Source organism: Streptomyces sp. NPDC002138, from assembly GCF_040296485.1.
Classification (GTDB): domain Bacteria; phylum Actinomycetota; class Actinomycetes; order Streptomycetales; family Streptomycetaceae; genus Streptomyces.
In genome coordinates, this window is the sequence record NZ_JBEOXE010000034.1 from 56,013 (window position 1) to 70,132 (window position 14,120).

Sequence of the window (14,120 nt, forward strand, 5' to 3'; positions counted from 1 at the left end):
ACCCGCTGTTCATCCACGCACCGGACCGGTCGACCGGCTCCAAGATCCACTCCGGGTCAACTCCCCGGCACCAGCTTCCCGATGGGCAGCCGCAGCGTCGTCACCGCGCCCCCGTCCGCCGCGTTGGCGAAGTCCAGCCCGATCTCCAGCACGGCGGCCTGGCCCAGCACGATGGTCAGACCCAGCCCGTGCCCCCGCCCCCGCCCCGGATCGCCGGTGCGGAACCGCTGCGGCCCCCGCTCGATCAGGTCGGCCGGATAGCCCGGCCCGTGGTCGCGGACGACCACCACCGGTCCCTCCACGGTGATCTCCACCGGCGGCCGCCCGTGCTTCTCGGCGTTGACCAGCAGGTTGGCCATGATCCGGTCGAGCCGCCGCCGGTCGGTCAGGACGACCGCCTCGCGCACCACCCGGACCGTGGCCGTCGACCGGGTGCCGCTGACGATCCGCTCGACCGCCCGGCCCAGCTCGACCCGGGCGAGGTCGGCCCGCTCGACCCCGGAGTCCAGCCGGGAGATCTCCAGCAGGTCCTCGGTGAGCAGGTGCAGCGCCTTCAGCCGGTCGTTGATCATCTCCTTGGGCCGGCCCTCCGGCAGCAGCGCGGCCGCCGCGAGCGAGCCGGTCAGCGGTGTGCGCAGCTCGTGCGCGACGTCCGCCGTGAACCGCTTCTCCGCCTCCAGGCGCCCCTGCAGCGAGGCGGCCATCGAGTCCAGCGCGGCGGCCACGTCCCGGACCTCGTCCCGGACCTCGTCCCGGACCTCGTCCCGCGCCTCTCCTTCTCCCTCGTCCCCGCCCCGGTCGCGCCCGCGTCCCCGCGCGAGCCCGACCCGGGCGTCCAGGTCCCCGGCGCTGATCCTGCGGGCGACGGCGGCCGTGGTCGCCAGCCGCTTGCTGATCCGGTTGGCGAGGAAGAGTCCGGCCAGCGCCACGAGCCCGGCGGCCAGCGCGCTGGAGGCGAGGATCGCGGTGTCGATGTCGCGCAGCCGGGAGCGGGTGCCCTCGTACGGCTGCCAGACCGCGAGCGCGCTGCGGTCGGCGGGCCCGGCGGCCCACATGACGGGTTTGCCGTCGTGGGTGCCGACCATGCTGCCGGTCTCGCCGCGCGCGACGAGCTCGCGCAGCGGCCGGGGGAGCCCGGGCGGGTCCAGGGCGGAGTTCACGTCGCCGTTCGTGGTGCCGTACTGGTACTGGGCGAGGGCGGATTGCAGGTCCCGGTCCAGGTCCTTGCGGACCTCGCCGGAGATCTGCCGGGCCACGACGTTGTGCACCAGGACCCCGAGGACGGCCGCCACCGCGCAGCACACGGCGGTGGTGGTCAGGGCGATCTTCCAGCGCAGGCTGCCCGTCACCCGCCGCAGCGCCCGGGGGCCGCCCCTCACGGACCGCTCGCCTGGCAGCGGGCGGCGGGGGCCGTGGAGGAGGGGCAGTCGTCGAGGGTCAGGTCCGACAGGTTCATCAGACCCGCTCCGGGATCCCACACGTAGTCGGAGACGGAGATGTACTTCGGGTTGGAGGTCGGCTCGCGCACCGCCAGGTGCTCGGCGGCGACCTCCACGCCCTCCAGGACACCGCGGCGGGCCAGGATGCGGGCGATCCGGCCGTCGTCCTGGACGGTGTAGACGCGCAGTTCGCTGACCCGGCCGTCGAGGTCCAGGGCGGTGATCAGCTCGTCCTTGCCGTTGCCGGTGAGGTCGTGCAGGACGCCCGGCCGCACCGGGCAGTCGGGACCGCCGCCCGCCTCCTCGGTGCACAGCGCGAGCCGCTGCACGGCCCGCGGGTCGACGAGGCGCCCGGTGCCGCCGTCCTGCCGGGTGGCGGAGGTGAGGTCGGCCCGTACGACGGCCAGCGCGTCCACGCCCCGCATGTCGCCGCCCGGGACCACGTCGAGCCCGGGCACGACCGCGGCCCGCCCGGGGGCCTGCCCGGGGCCGGGCGGCTCGGGGTGGATGTCCTTCCACAGGGTCTGCGGCGCGTGGACGACGCCCAGGTCGCCCTGGCTGCGCAGCCCCTCGGTGTCGGCGCAGCCCGCCGTGGCCGCCAGCAGGGCGGCGAGGACCGGCAGTGCGCTCGCGCGCGGGCTCCGCATGCTCCGATGCTCCCCCGCCCCGTCCTGCGGGGCCCGGGCGCGGACCCATCCGGGTTACGGGGCGGGGGACGCGATGGCGCGGGCCGCCGCCAGCTCCTGGTGGACCGGGGAGAGGACGGAACTCTCCGGCGGGGCCCCGGTCTGCGGGGCGCGCACCCGGGGCGGGGTGCGGGAGGCGCGGACGGTCCCGGCCAGGGCGCGCAGGCCCGCGGTGATCGCGGCGACCTCCTCGGGGCCCGGGTGCTCGGCCCCGTGGTTGACCCGGACCCGGGCCGCGGTGGTGGCGTCCACGATCCGCTCCACGGCGACGACCAGCGGCCACCAGGCGGCGGCCCGGGCCCCGACGGGCGGCGGCTCGGTCAGCGCCCGCTGGAATTCGCTGCGCACCCCCGACAGGTCGCGGTAGATCCGGCGGCGGGCCTGGAGCCGTGCCGTGCGCGCCGCCCGCAGCCCGGCCTCGGTGTCCTCGTACGGCCCGAAGGCCCGCTCGACGTAGCGCGCGGCGTCGTCCACGGTGTCGGCGAGCCGGTCGCCGATCCGGGTGTGCCAGCTCTCCGGCCACAGCAGGTAGCCCGCGACCAGGGTGATGGCGCAGCCGATCAGGCTGTCCAGCAGGCGGGGCCGGATCAGGTCGAAGCCCTGGTGGTTGAGCAGGTCCGACAGCAGCAGGATCACCGGGGTGATCGCGGCGGTCTGGAAGGCGTACCCCTTGGCGGAGAAGGCCGGGATCAGCGCGGCGAGCACCACCATCACCGGGACGTCCCACCAGCCGCGCGGCACCTCGGCGAGCACGGCGGCGGCCACGACCAGCCCGCCCGCGGTGCCCAGCGCGCGCAGCACGGCGCGGGAGAAGACCGAGCCGAAGTCGGGCTTGAGGACGAAGGTGACGGTCAGGGCCACCCAGTACGAGCGCTCGATCTGCACCACCGACACCAGCGCCTGGGCCAGCCCGATGCACAGCGCGAGCCGCAGCCCGTACCGCCAGGAGGCCCCGGACCACACCATGTCGCGCACCGCGCGCCGGGCCCGCACCCCCAGCGCGGCGGGCCGCCCGAGCCGGTCGTCGATGTTGTGCAGCTCCGGCTCGGCCAGGTCCACGATGGTGGCCGCGTGCCGCAGCGCGGCGTCGATGGCCCGCTCGGACTCGCCGTGCGGCTCGGGCAGTTCCAGTACGAGGGCCCGCGTGCGGCCCTCCTCGACGGCGACCGCGAGCGCCCGCACCGCCGCGGGGATCTCCGGGGGCAGCGGCCGCCCGCGCAGGTGGGCCGCGGGCGCGGCCTCGACCAGCGGGATCACCACATTGAGCTGGGCCAGCATCCGCACCAGCGAGGGGCTGCGCCCGTGCACCCGGGCCCGCCGCCCGAGCACCAGGTCGTAGGCCTGGTTCAGCGCCTGGGTGACCCCTTGGCGGCGTTCCTCGTACGCCGGTCCGCCCGCGCTCTCCAGCAGCTCGGCGAGCGAACGGTAGGTGGCGCCGACGGCGGCCCGCTCCGGGCGCCGCCCGCGCAGCGGCCAGCCGAGCAGGGTCAGCGCGAGCACGAACAGCCCGCCCGCGCTGAGCAGCAGCGGCGCGGTCCACCAGGGTTCGGGCATCGGCAGCCCGGCCCCGACCACGGCGTTGAGCAGGAGCAGCAGACCGGAGACGGAGGCGACCGTCCCGATCGAGGAGATCATCCCGGAGACCAGCGCGACCAGGGTGAGCGCTCCGACGGCCAGCCAGCCGTGGCCGAAGACCAGGGTGCCGAGGGCCACCCCGACCGCGCCGAACAGCTGCGGGACGGCGATGTTGAGGATCCGCATCCGGTAGGCGTCGGCGGTGTCGCCGATCACCCCGGACAGGGCGCCCATCGAGGCGAGGGCGCCGTACTCCGGCTCGCCCAGGGCGAATCCGACCGCGAGCGGCGTGGCCATCGCGACACCGGCGCGCGCCGCGGCGGCCCAGGGGACCGGTGCGCTGCTCGGCCGCAGCCCCTTGAGCAGCCAGGCGGGCGGCGCGAGCGGATGGGGCCGGACCCGCCCGGACGGTATCTGTTCGCTGCTCATGCCGCTTCCGTACCGCCCCTCGCGAATCGGTTCTTCTGGGGCCTTCTGGGGAGGTTGTGTACGAGTCCGAGCTTATGGGGTCCGGCGCAGTCGCCCGGTCAGCCAGGCCGCCAGGACGACCGCGAGTCCGAGCCCGAGCACGGCCCAGGTGGTCGTGCGCAGGAAGGCGGTGAGGGCGTCGTAGACCGCGGCGGCGGCGGGCCGGTCGACGTCGGGCGGCAGGTCGTCCAGGGTCAGTCCGCGGCAGATCCGCACCGCGAGCCAGAGCAGCCCGGCGCCGACCGCGAGGCCCGCGCCGACGGAGATCAGGGCGCGGCGGCGGCGGGCGGCGACGGCGACCGCGGCGGCGGCCAGGACCAGGGTGAGGACCGGGAGCCAGATGCCCGCGATCTGGAGCATGCGAAAACCTCTCCGGAGGGCGCCGAGGTTGTCGTACTCCATCACCTTGACCGTGATGTGGGAGACCGGGATCCGGTCGGCGAGGGGCACGCCGTCGCCGACGAGTTCCCCCTTCACCTGTTCGACGATGGGCGCGAGGTCGATGGTCAGGGCGTCTCCCTCACCGGTGGTGAGGGCCTTGAGGAACGCGGCGTGCGCGGCGCGGTTGGCCGCGTCCCACGCGGTCCGGTAGGCGGGGGTGCCGGTGAAGGAGTGCAGGGCCTCGCCGAGGAGGCTCTCGATGCCGCCCTGGAAGGGGCCCGCGTCGATCTGTCCGGCGAGCGCGCGGCCGGCCTGGGTGACGACGACCTGCCGGACGGCGGGGTTCTCGGCGAGCGGGGACATGGCCGCGGTGTAGCGGTCGGCGTCGCCCAGCTCGCGGTCGGCCCAGTACGCGACGACGCTCAGCGGCACGAGGAGGGCCACGAGCACGACGAGCACGGCCGAGAGGAAGGTGCGCACGTCACCAGGGAATGCCAGGCGCGGGCGCGGGCGCGAGCCGGATTGCTGCGCACGGGTGGCCCGGCCGGGCCGACGTCACCCGTGCGGTGGCGGCGCGTCCGGGCGCCCGTGCTTGATCAACTTGCCCGGTGCGGGCGGCGGGTGTGACCTGGAGGGTGAGGAAGCGGGACATCACGCTCTCCGACCCCAGAGAGGGAGCCCGGTCATGGCACATGCGGCACCCACCGCCCGCGCGCGGTACGCGGCGGACCTCAAGCACTCCGGCAGGCTCGCCCTGGCCGGCCCATTGATCCTCGGCCTCGTCTACGGGGTCTACGCGGCGTTCATGAAACGGCAGATGGGACCGGTCGACGCGGGCAACGTCTTCTACGGGATCCTGTGCGGCGTGCTCTTCGCGGCCTGTCTGTTCGCGCTCGCCCGGGTCGGCCCGAGGCTCCCCCAGGAGGTCCGCGCGGCGGCGTACGGCATCTTCACGGGGATCGCCCTCGGCTACCTGTACAGCCTCAGCGGCCAGAGCGTGCTGATGTCGAGCGGCATCGCCCTGGCAGCGGCCGCGGGCGTCGCGGTGGGCGCGTTCTACCGCTACCACGCGCGCGAGGCCTGAAACCGGCCCCCAAGGCCCTGGCGCCCGGTCGTCGGCCCCTCCCGCAGGGGCCTTACGGCCGAGCGGATCGTGGTCTTTCGCCCGAGGCGGAGCCCGGCGCCCCTGTCGCAGACTGACAGAGGCGCCGGTTCCCGGGCCCGGTGGTCGAACCTCACCGTCCACTCTCCGTTGCCGAGGGCCCGGGAACCGGCGTTTTCGCGTGCCTGGTGACGGCGCTCAGCACGCCCGCCGTGCACCGGGCGCGCCGTGTTTCACGTGAAACATCGGCGGTTCACTCGCCCGGCGGTGCCTCCGCCGGGGCTTCGGCGCCGGTCCTGGCGTCCGCCGCGGTGTCCGCGGCGCTCTGGGCGGGCCTCGGGGACGGCGGTGGCACCGTGAAACGGGCCGCTTCCGCGCGCAGCATGGCGTTCAGGGCCGCGTAGGGGTCGATGGGCATGGCGGAACCTCACAGGGGTGACAGGGGTGTGGGGGTGCGCTGCTGCTCGGCCCGCTCAGCAGCGCAGGACCACACTCCGCACCGTGCGGGGCCCGCACTCCGTCTCCCCGCTCCCGTACGGGAACGCGCGCGCCGTCGCCGCCGCGGCCACCGGGGTCCCCGGCGAGGGCGCACGGCGCGGGGCGATCCCACGGGCGCAGCACCGCGGGGCGGCCCGGACCTCGGGATCCGCGGCGCCGGGGTCGGATTCCGCGGGCTCGGCCGCGGACGCGGACCGGGGCGCGGGGGCGGGACCCGCCGCGGCGGCCACGGCGCCCGCGCCGAACGCGCAGAGCAGCACGACGCAGGCCACCGTCAGGGCCCTCGCCAGTGCCGTCCGCACCGTCCGCGCGTACCGCGTCCCGCTCATTCCCGGGATGTGCCCCGACACGCCCGGCCCTGCCCCCACAGCACCCCAGAAGCCCCCGATCGGGGGACGGACACACCTCCCCCGGGCTACGGACCATCGGAAGGCGGGGGCGGGGGCGGGACCGGGTGCTAACGCGTCCGCCGGGTCCCCGTCAGGTGGGCGTGGACCGCGGTCTCGCCGGTGACGACGCGCAGTTCGGCGCGCTTGCCCGCTCCGGGCGCCCGGAGCGTGCCGACGTGGTCGATCGTGAAGACGGCCGTACGTCCGTCCGCGCGCGGGATCTCGATCGTGCGGCCCTTGCGCAGCGTGGCCAGGTGCAGGGTGGCGCTCTCCCCGGACACCATGGCCGTCCCGGCCGATCCGGGGGTGGGGCTGTCGACGTCCCAGCCGACCGCGCTGCCCGCCGAACCCGCGGTCAGCGGGATGTCGACCGCGAGGTCGGGGATGCGCAGCCGCAGCGGGCGGGCCGCCGCCAGCGGGGCGACCCCGGCGCGGCCCGCACCCCTGCGGGGGCCGTGGCCCGGGCCGTGCCCGGCGTGCTCCTCCCGCCCGTCCTCCAGCTGCTCGACGAGCCGCCGGTGGCCGGAGAGCCCGAGGGCCCGCGAGGGGAAGCCCTCCGCCGGAGCTTTGGAGGAGGTGCCGGCGGCTCCGGCGGCGCCGGGATCGCCGTCCGCGCCGTCGGTGCTGCGCAACAGCACGAGTCCGGTGCACAGCAGAGCCACCGTCACTCCGCCAACGATCCACTTCGGGCGGTGCATGGCAGTCCTCCTGAGTCCGGCCGGGTGCGGGGGAGGCCGGGATGTCCCGGGGGCAGTGGACCCCCGTCCGCCTGTCACTACCGTGTGAACGAGTGGACCTTGAGGAGGTGTCAAGGGCGTGTCGGACCGCCCGGAGCGCGTCTTCGCAGCTCGCGGCCGGTGCGGGGCGGGTTCGATCCGACGTCGGGGAGGCCCCCGAACGGGTGAGGGGCGGGGAGGCCCCGCAGCGACGCCCGTGGTCACCCGCGGAGGCCCGCGGGGCTCCCGCGAGGGCTCGGGTGAGGGCTCAGGTGAGGACCGACGCCACGACCGCCGCGCCCAGGAGCGCGGCGGCCAGGTGGATGGCCGGGTGGCCGTAGTCGCGGTACACGAGGTGCCGGACCAGACCGCCGATCGCGGCCAGGGCCGTGATGATGCCGATCTGGGCCAGCAGCATCACGGTGGAGAACTGGGCGACACCCAGCAGCGCGACGTTGACCCAGAAGGGCGCGGCGCCCGTCCAGCCCTGCCAACGCCAGCTCTGCGGGTGCCAGCCCCGCGGGTACCGGCTCTGCCGAGGCCGCGTAGCCGTTTGCATGCCGGGACCCTCCGTCGTGACGACCGAGGCGATCAGCCGATCAGCTCGTAGGCTGAACAGCTTCCTTCTGTACGGAGGAAGGAACAAGCAGGCGTTCGGCAAGAACGCCGAAGCCGAGGCCGAAAACCGCCCACAGCGTCGCCTGGATGGCGAGCGAGGCCAGCCGGAACTGCCAGATGAGCCCGGCCGGGAAATCGGCCGGGACCTCGTTGACCGCGGGCAGGAACGCGTACGCGACACCGATCGCCACGACGAACGAGGCCAGGGCGATGATGCTCGCGTTCCAGTTCCCCCGGGAAGGCGCCAGACGCCGGCCCAGGATCGTGGCCGCCGCGGCGAGGAGCACGCTGAGCGCGATCATCAGTACGTAGAGGGTGGTCCGCTTCACGACGGTGTCGGGATCACCGACCGCGGGCGGATTGGCGGGGTACTTCAGGAACGGCACCAGCGTGACCGTGAGGAACAGGCCACCCGCGACCAGCGCCGCGGTGGCCCGCGGCGTGAAGCGGCCGATGCGTCCGAGCGCGAAGCAGAAGACGAGCGCGGCGATGCCGCCGAGCGCGACCGAGTAGAGCAGGACACCGGTACCGAGCCCCGCGGTGGACTGCAGGGCCCGGCTGACCGGCGCCATCTCGGCGTGGTCGTGACCGGCGTTGGCGGCCTCTTCGAGCGAGATCGCCGCGTCCACCGTGGATTCACCGAGGAGGTACGCGACGAGGAAGGCCGCCACACCGGCCACGAGCCCGGCGAGCATGCCCCGGACCAACAGGGCACGGACGGAAATGGAGTTCATCGGTTCGTTCCCTCTTGCCGCTCGGGAGATCAGTGGCAGGGGAAGCCGAGCAGGTGGCGGCCGTCGTGCATCCACTCGTGGATGGTGTCGCCCTGGAAGACCGCGGTGGCGCCCTGCTCGGCGCCGACGAAGTAGAGCAGGACCAGCATCAGGATGCCGACGAACAGGGCCCAAGGGGCCAGTTCCTTGAGCGAGATGGGCGAAACGGCGGCGGGAGCCGTCGTGGGCACGGCGGAGTGAGCCATGGCAGAACCTCCAGGGGGAACACGCGTCCCGGTCAGTGGTGCTCTTGACGAAGGTGGCGGGTCTGACTTCCCTCCCTCGCGGGAGGATTCACAGTGGCGCGACCGTGCCGGATTCTCACCGGTACTTCCGTCATACCGTCGTCATGTCGTCCGAGACCGTACCGCGCAAGTGGCGTGAACACCACGGCGTGTGTCCGCCGTCTCACGCCCCGGGCGTGCGCTCTACCCTCGGCCCATGCCCTCTGCCGCCTCCGTGCGCCTGCTCCTCGTCACCCCCGCGCTCGACTCCGCCGCCCGCGAAGGGCGGTTCGGATCCGCGCCGCACTGCCCCGGACACCCGGGCCTGAGCGGCCTGGACACCGGCGCCTGGGCCGGTCGGACCCTGGCGGAGGTGGCCGCCGAGGACCCGGCCGCCGTGCGGCGCTGGCTCACCGACCCGGCCTACGCGCCCCCGGGCGGCGAGTCGGTGGCCGCGCTGACGGACCGGGTGGGGGCGGCCCTGGCCGGGCTCGGTGAGGGCCGCCACCGGCTGCCGGTCGAGCAGGCCGTCGTACGCGCGGCGGTCGTGCACGCGCTGGAGCTGCCGCACGCCGCCTTCTGGCGCCTCGACGTACGGCCGGAGACCGTCACCGAGCTCACCGGCCGGTCCGGCCGCTGGAACCTGCGGCTGGGCCGGCCGGAGTGAGCCCCCGACGACAGGGCCCAGGCGTGCCTAGGCGACGATCCAGTCGCTCGTGGCGATCACGGGCTGCACGCCCTCGCGGTGGATGGTGCCCTCGATGAGACCGTAGGGCCGGTCCGCGGCGAAGTAGACCTCGTTGTCGTTCTTGAGGCCGAACGGCTCCAGGTCGACGAGGAAGTGGTGCTTGTTGGGGAGGTTCAGCCGGACCTCGTTGACCCGCGGGCAGTGGTCGAGCACGCGCTCGGCCATCTGGTTCAGGGTCTGCTGGAGCGAGTACGAGTACGTCTCCGCGAAGGCGTCCAGCATGTGCTTGCGGACCTTCTTGTACGACCGGTCCCAGTCGTACTCCGGGTCGTCGGCGGCCAGCGCCGAATGCGCCCAGCGCGAGGTGACCTTGGTGGCCAGGATGCGGTCGTACGCCTCCTGCAGGGTCGTGTACTTGTCCTTGATGTAGCCGTGGAACTCGGAGTTGGTCGAGTTCATCACGGTCAGGTCCTTCAGCCCCGAGATGACCTGGAGACCGGTCGTCTCGCTGTAGGTGACCTGCGCGGTGCGCACTTCCTGGCCCTTGAGGACGAAGGAGTGCTGCTCCTTGCGGGTCGGCACCGGGATCCGCTCCCAGGCGTACTCCTCGATGCGGATCTGCGCCTCGCGGATCGGGGCCTGCGAGGAGACGAAGTGCTTGGCGAGCCGGATGCCGAAGGCCTCCGGGGAGTCGATGCCGTGCTCCTTGCCGAAGGCGTACACGGTGTTCTTGGTGGTGTCGGTCGGCAGGCAGTGGGCGTTGTCGCCGGTCAGGTGGACGTCGCGGAAGTCACCGCGGAGCGCGACCGAGACGTTGAGGTCGCGGATCTCGTGCCACGAACCGTCGCTGCCCTTGCGGGTGACCTTGACGATGCGGTTCTCGGCCTTGCCGTACTGGTTGTGGCCCAGGACGTGCTTGCTCATGCTGTCTTCCTTCGGGTACTCGGGAACACGGAGTCCGGTGTTCTGGATCCCGTACGCCCGGCGTCCAGCGCCCGTCCGGATGTCCTGGACGCGCCGCTCCCCGCCGTTCGGCCGTGACGGCCGCCCCGGGACTGACGTGCATCCCGGTCCGTAGGTGCTGAGGGGGATTGCAGCACGCGGCGGTCCGGTTCTCCCCCGTACGGATCATCCGAGAACCGGCACCCCCGCCTTGGGCGACCGCACAGAACGGCCGCCGCGCAAGGCCCCGCACGCGCCTCACGCCCCGTGCGCGTCCGCCACCGCGAGGGCCTCGTCGAGGACGGCCAGGCCCTTGGCCACGTCCGCCGCGCCGATGTTGCAGGGCGGGGCGACGTGCAGACGGTTGCCGGCGACCAGCGGCCACAGGCCGCCCTTCTTGCACGCCTCGGCGAAGGCGCCCATGGGGGCGTTGGCCGCGCCCGAGGCGGCGTACGGAACCAGCGGCTCGCGCGTCTCCCGGTCCCGTACGAGCTCGAGCGCCCAGAAAGTGCCCAGACCCCGGACCTCACCGACCGAGGGGTGGCGCTCGGCCAGCTCCCGCAGGCCCGGACCCAGCAGCTCCGCGCCGGTACGGGCGGACTGCTCGACGATGCCCTCCTCGGCCATGGTGGTGATCGTCGCGACGGCCGCGGCGCAGGCCAGGACGTGACCGGAGTAGGTCAGTCCGCCCGGGTAGGGGCGGCGTGCGAAGGTCTCGGCGATGGCGCCGGAGATGGCGACGCCGCCGAGCGGTACGTAGCCGCTGTTGACGCCCTTGGCGAAGCAGAGCAGGTCGGGGGTGACGTCCCAGTGGTCGGCGGCGAACCACGTGCCGGTGCGCCCGAAGCCGACCATGACCTCGTCCAGGATGAAGACGATGCCGAAGCGGTCGCAGAGCTCGCGCACCCCGGCGAGGTAGCCGGCCGGCGGCACGAGCACGCCCGGGGCGCCGCCGACGCTCTCCAGGATGACCGCGGCGATGGACTGCGGGCCCTCGAAGACGATCGTGTCCTCCAGGTGGCGCAGCGCCCGCGCGCACTCCTGCTCCTCGGTCTCGGCGTGGAACGGCGAGCGGTAGAGGTAGGGGCCCCAGAAGTGCACCACCCCGGCGGTCGCCGTGTCGTTGCCGAAGCGCCGGGCGTCACCGGTCAGGTTGATCGCGGCCGAAGTGGCGCCGTGGTACGAGCGGTAGGTGCTCAGCACCTTGGCGCGTCCGGTGTGCACGCGGGCCATCCGGACGGCGTTCTCCACGGCTTCGGCGCCGCCGTTGGTGAAGAAGATCTTGTCGAGGTCCCCGGGGGTGCGCTCGGCGATCAGGCGGGCCGCCTCGGAGCGGGCGTCCACGGCGAAGCCCGGGGCCAGGGTGCAGAGCCGGGCGGCCTGCTCCTGGATCGCGGCGACCACCTTGGGGTGCTGGTAGCCGATGTTGGTGTAGACGAGGGAGCTGGAGAAGTCGAGGAAGCGGTTCCCCTCGTAGTCCCAGAAGTACGAACCTTCCGCCCCGGCCACGGCGAGCGGGTCGATCAGCTCCTGGGCCGACCACGAGTGGAAGACGTGCTTGCGGTCGGCTTCCTTCACTGCGTCACGGGTGCGGGCGGCTGATGCGTTCATGAGTCGAGCGTAGTTGTCCACGATGTGGATGGGCAGGCGCATGGGCGCCGGCCGGGCCGGGGTCAGACGACGTGGCGGCCGCCGTCGACGGTCAGGACGTCGCCGGTGGTGTACGCGGCGTTCACCAGGTAGAGCGTGGCCTCGGCCACGTCCTCGGGCGTGCCCACGCGGCGCAGCGGGGTGTTGGCCGTGATCCAGTCGCGCGAGCTCTCCCAGACCTCCTCCGCCCCGTCGTACCAGGGGGTCTCGATCAGCCCGGGCGCCACCGCGTTCACCCGGATGGCGGGTCCCAGCTGGGAGGCGAGCAGCCGGGTCATGTGGTTGACCGCGGCCTTGCTGACGGCGTACGGGACGGAGCTGCCCAGGGCCCGGGTCGCGGAGACCGAGGAGATGTTCACGACCGAGGCCGCCCCGGATTCCCGCAGGTGGGGCGTGGCGGCGGTGATCATCTGCCAGGTGCCCAGCACGTTCACCTCGAAGATGTCGCGCCAGGCGTCGGCGTCCGCGGCCTCGAGGTCGTCCAGGGGGATGAAGCGGGTCCGGCCGGCGTTGTTGACCAGGATGTCGAGGCGCCCGTAGGTGTCGACCGCGGTCCGCACGATGCGGCGGGCGTCGGCGAGGTCGGACACGTCCCCCCGCACGTACGTCGCGTCCGGCAGCTCGGCGGCGAGCTCCTTGCCGGCCGCCTCGCTGCGGGCGGAGTTGACCACGACCCGGATGCCCTCGGAGGCGAGGCGGCGGGCGATCGCGGCGCCGATCCCCGACGAGGATCCGGTGATCAGGGCTACGCGGCTCTCGGTCATGTGTCCTCCTGCTCGGAACGGGGCAAGGGCCGGGGTAAGCGAGTGGATCTTAACTTATCGCATCTCGGAATTTCTTTTCCGAGATGTGGAAATCGTGGGGAAGCCTCAGGGATGTCTCAGGGGATGTCCCAGGAGAAGGAGCGAGGGGAGCGGGACGTCACCGGGGCCGTGTCACCACCCCCGGCAGCGGGCCGCGCGGACGTAGGGTGGGACGGCCGTCCGGCCCCCCGCGCCCCGGCCGGTCCCGCCGGGCCGATCCCATGATTGATTACGGGAGGGCGGGGTAGGCGGTGGGCGAGCGGAGGTGGGCCGGGTGATGGCGGAGCGGTTCTCGGTCGAGGCGACCCATGTGGAGGGCGCGACCGTCCTCGCGCTGGCCGGCGAGCTCGACCACGACACGGCGGACCCCCTGCGGGCGGCCCTGGAGGCGGCGCTGTCCCGCGACGACGGCGGCCGCCTGCTCGTGGACTGCGCCCAGCTGCTCTTCTGCGACTCGACGGGGCTCAACGCCCTGCTGCGGGCCCGGCTGACGGCGGGTGAGACGGGGCGGCGACTGGAGCTGGCCGGGCTGCGACAGCCCGTGGCCAGGATGTTCCGAACGACGGGGGCCGACGGGGTCTTCCTCGTCCACGATGATCTCGCCGCGGCCCTCGCGCACGACGGAGGCGGCGGGCCCGGTGAGTGAACCCGAACAGGTGACGGAAACCGAGCAGGTCCGGCGGCTGGTGCTCGGCGGGCCGGTGTCCGGAGTGGTCACCCGCTGCCGCGACTTCACCCGGCGCGCCCTGACCGACTGGCACTGGCTCCCCGGCGGCGGAGCACCGGGCAGCCGGCCGCAGGAGTACCGGGAGGACGCGTCGGAGGTCGAAGAGGCCGCCGAGGACGTCCTGCTGATGGTCTCCGAGCTGGTGACCAATGCCTGCATGCACGCGGGCGGCCCCGGCGCGCTCGTCCTGCGGTACAGCGTCGGCGGGCTGCGCATGGAGGTCAGCGACGGGAGCCCCGAGCACCCCCGTCACCGGTCCCCGGGGAATCCGTCCGTGCCCGGCGGCCACGGACTGGTGGTCCTCGAACGCCTCTCCCGCGAGTGGGGCTGGGAGCGGAACGAGGTGGTGGGCGGCAAGACCGTGTGGGCCGAAGTGGCCTCACCGCTCGCACCCCCCACCAAGCCGCCCACCGAGGGAGCCGCTTCTTCCTAGGCCGTGCG

At 73.8% G+C, this 14,120-nt stretch carries 17 protein-coding genes; 4 read left to right on the top strand and 13 right to left on the bottom strand.

Annotation, left to right across the window (positions count from 1 at the left end; genetic code table 11):
* Positions 1–56: 56 nt before the first annotated feature.
* The 4 genes from ABT084_RS22335 to ABT084_RS22350 all read right to left on the bottom strand — a co-directional run bounded on the left by ABT084_RS22335 (position 57) and on the right by ABT084_RS22350 (position 5,029).
* Positions 57–1,379, bottom strand: a complete 1,323-nt coding sequence (locus ABT084_RS22335; RefSeq protein ID WP_351046613.1) for a sensor histidine kinase — start codon at positions 1,377–1,379, stop codon at positions 57–59.
* Positions 1,376–2,086, bottom strand: coding sequence for a hypothetical protein (locus ABT084_RS22340; protein WP_351046616.1), 711 nt, complete (start codon positions 2,084–2,086; stop codon positions 1,376–1,378). Before ABT084_RS22340 ends, ABT084_RS22335 begins: the two co-directional genes overlap by 4 nt.
* A gap of 54 nt (positions 2,087–2,140) precedes the next feature.
* A complete protein-coding gene (locus ABT084_RS22345; protein ID WP_351046618.1) occupies positions 2,141–4,129 on the bottom strand; it encodes an FUSC family protein in 1,989 nt (662 codons plus the stop codon).
* A 72-nt stretch (positions 4,130–4,201) separates the two neighbouring features.
* A complete protein-coding gene (locus ABT084_RS22350; protein WP_351046621.1) occupies positions 4,202–5,029 on the bottom strand; it encodes a hypothetical protein in 828 nt (275 codons plus the stop codon).
* Between the two features lie 205 nt (positions 5,030–5,234).
* Between ABT084_RS22350 and ABT084_RS22355 the strand changes: the two genes are divergently transcribed.
* Positions 5,235–5,633 (top strand): hypothetical protein, encoded by a 399-nt coding sequence (locus tag ABT084_RS22355; protein WP_351046623.1) that lies wholly within the window; start codon positions 5,235–5,237, stop codon positions 5,631–5,633.
* Between the two features lie 271 nt (positions 5,634–5,904).
* On the opposite strand, the gene ABT084_RS22360 is transcribed toward ABT084_RS22355, so the two are convergent.
* From ABT084_RS22360 to ABT084_RS22385, 6 genes are all read right to left on the bottom strand, one after another.
* Complete coding sequence (locus ABT084_RS22360; protein ID WP_351046626.1) at positions 5,905–6,069, bottom strand: hypothetical protein; 165 nt, start codon at positions 6,067–6,069, stop codon at positions 5,905–5,907.
* 55 nt (positions 6,070–6,124) lie between these two features.
* Positions 6,125–6,478: a hypothetical protein gene (locus tag ABT084_RS22365; protein ID WP_351046628.1), complete on the bottom strand. Its 354-nt coding sequence runs from the start codon at positions 6,476–6,478 to the stop codon at positions 6,125–6,127.
* A 128-nt stretch (positions 6,479–6,606) separates the two neighbouring features.
* Positions 6,607–7,236 (bottom strand): class F sortase, encoded by a 630-nt coding sequence (locus tag ABT084_RS22370; protein ID WP_351046630.1) that lies wholly within the window; start codon positions 7,234–7,236, stop codon positions 6,607–6,609.
* Positions 7,237–7,522: 286 nt separating this feature from the next.
* The gene (locus tag ABT084_RS22375; RefSeq protein WP_351046632.1) at positions 7,523–7,813 is read right to left on the bottom strand and encodes a hypothetical protein; all 291 of its coding nucleotides are present in this window, start codon (positions 7,811–7,813) and stop codon (positions 7,523–7,525) included.
* Between the two features lie 40 nt (positions 7,814–7,853).
* Complete coding sequence (locus ABT084_RS22380; protein WP_351046635.1) at positions 7,854–8,606, bottom strand: CbtA family protein; 753 nt, start codon at positions 8,604–8,606, stop codon at positions 7,854–7,856.
* A gap of 29 nt (positions 8,607–8,635) precedes the next feature.
* Positions 8,636–8,851 (bottom strand): CbtB domain-containing protein, encoded by a 216-nt coding sequence (locus ABT084_RS22385; RefSeq protein WP_283450817.1) that lies wholly within the window; start codon positions 8,849–8,851, stop codon positions 8,636–8,638.
* 235 nt (positions 8,852–9,086) lie between these two features.
* Between ABT084_RS22385 and ABT084_RS22390 the strand changes: the two genes are divergently transcribed.
* Positions 9,087–9,536 carry a histidine phosphatase family protein gene (locus ABT084_RS22390; protein ID WP_351046639.1) on the top strand — a complete coding sequence of 150 codons (450 nt, stop codon included), beginning with the start codon at positions 9,087–9,089 and terminating at the stop codon, positions 9,534–9,536.
* Positions 9,537–9,563: 27 nt separating this feature from the next.
* Here ABT084_RS22390 and pucL read toward each other — a convergent pair whose 3' ends face one another.
* The 3 genes from pucL to ABT084_RS22405 form a co-directional block, all read right to left on the bottom strand.
* Positions 9,564–10,481, bottom strand: a complete 918-nt coding sequence (gene pucL, locus ABT084_RS22395; RefSeq protein ID WP_351046642.1) for a factor-independent urate hydroxylase — start codon at positions 10,479–10,481, stop codon at positions 9,564–9,566.
* Positions 10,482–10,757: 276 nt separating this feature from the next.
* A complete protein-coding gene (locus ABT084_RS22400; protein WP_351046644.1) occupies positions 10,758–12,110 on the bottom strand; it encodes an aspartate aminotransferase family protein in 1,353 nt (450 codons plus the stop codon).
* 62 nt (positions 12,111–12,172) lie between these two features.
* Positions 12,173–12,913: an SDR family NAD(P)-dependent oxidoreductase gene (locus ABT084_RS22405; protein WP_351046646.1), complete on the bottom strand. Its 741-nt coding sequence runs from the start codon at positions 12,911–12,913 to the stop codon at positions 12,173–12,175.
* Between the two features lie 316 nt (positions 12,914–13,229).
* On the opposite strand from ABT084_RS22405, the gene ABT084_RS22410 reads away from it, so the two are divergent.
* Both ABT084_RS22410 and ABT084_RS22415 read left to right on the top strand, forming a co-directional pair.
* Positions 13,230–13,598 carry an STAS domain-containing protein gene (locus ABT084_RS22410; RefSeq protein WP_351046649.1) on the top strand — a complete coding sequence of 123 codons (369 nt, stop codon included), beginning with the start codon at positions 13,230–13,232 and terminating at the stop codon, positions 13,596–13,598.
* Complete coding sequence (locus ABT084_RS22415) at positions 13,591–14,112, top strand: ATP-binding protein (protein WP_351046652.1); 522 nt, start codon at positions 13,591–13,593, stop codon at positions 14,110–14,112. The genes ABT084_RS22410 and ABT084_RS22415 overlap by 8 nt, the downstream gene beginning before the upstream one ends.
* The last annotated feature ends 8 nt before the right edge of the window (positions 14,113–14,120 follow it).

What these genes read in the sequence shown, in the direction of transcription:
- ABT084_RS22340 (WP_351046616.1), bottom strand. Translation starts at nt 2,086, where the DNA reads ATGCGGAGCCCGCGCGCGAGCGCACTGCCGGTCCTCGCCGCCCTGCTG.
- ABT084_RS22345 (WP_351046618.1), bottom strand. Translation starts at nt 4,129, where the DNA reads ATGAGCAGCGAACAGATACCGTCCGGGCGGGTCCGGCCCCATCCGCTC.
- ABT084_RS22355 (WP_351046623.1), top strand. Translation starts at nt 5,235, where the DNA reads ATGGCACATGCGGCACCCACCGCCCGCGCGCGGTACGCGGCGGACCTC.
- ABT084_RS22360 (WP_351046626.1), bottom strand. Translation starts at nt 6,069, where the DNA reads ATGCCCATCGACCCCTACGCGGCCCTGAACGCCATGCTGCGCGCGGAA.
- ABT084_RS22365 (WP_351046628.1), bottom strand. Translation starts at nt 6,478, where the DNA reads ATGAGCGGGACGCGGTACGCGCGGACGGTGCGGACGGCACTGGCGAGG.
- ABT084_RS22370 (WP_351046630.1), bottom strand. Translation starts at nt 7,236, where the DNA reads ATGCACCGCCCGAAGTGGATCGTTGGCGGAGTGACGGTGGCTCTGCTG.
- ABT084_RS22375 (WP_351046632.1), bottom strand. Translation starts at nt 7,813, where the DNA reads ATGCAAACGGCTACGCGGCCTCGGCAGAGCCGGTACCCGCGGGGCTGG.
- ABT084_RS22380 (WP_351046635.1), bottom strand. Translation starts at nt 8,606, where the DNA reads ATGAACTCCATTTCCGTCCGTGCCCTGTTGGTCCGGGGCATGCTCGCC.
- ABT084_RS22385 (WP_283450817.1), bottom strand. Translation starts at nt 8,851, where the DNA reads ATGGCTCACTCCGCCGTGCCCACGACGGCTCCCGCCGCCGTTTCGCCC.
- ABT084_RS22390 (WP_351046639.1), top strand. Translation starts at nt 9,087, where the DNA reads ATGCCCTCTGCCGCCTCCGTGCGCCTGCTCCTCGTCACCCCCGCGCTC.
- pucL (WP_351046642.1), bottom strand. Translation starts at nt 10,481, where the DNA reads ATGAGCAAGCACGTCCTGGGCCACAACCAGTACGGCAAGGCCGAGAAC.
- ABT084_RS22400 (WP_351046644.1), bottom strand. Translation starts at nt 12,110, where the DNA reads ATGAACGCATCAGCCGCCCGCACCCGTGACGCAGTGAAGGAAGCCGAC.
- ABT084_RS22405 (WP_351046646.1), bottom strand. Translation starts at nt 12,913, where the DNA reads ATGACCGAGAGCCGCGTAGCCCTGATCACCGGATCCTCGTCGGGGATC.
- ABT084_RS22410 (WP_351046649.1), top strand. Translation starts at nt 13,230, where the DNA reads ATGGCGGAGCGGTTCTCGGTCGAGGCGACCCATGTGGAGGGCGCGACC.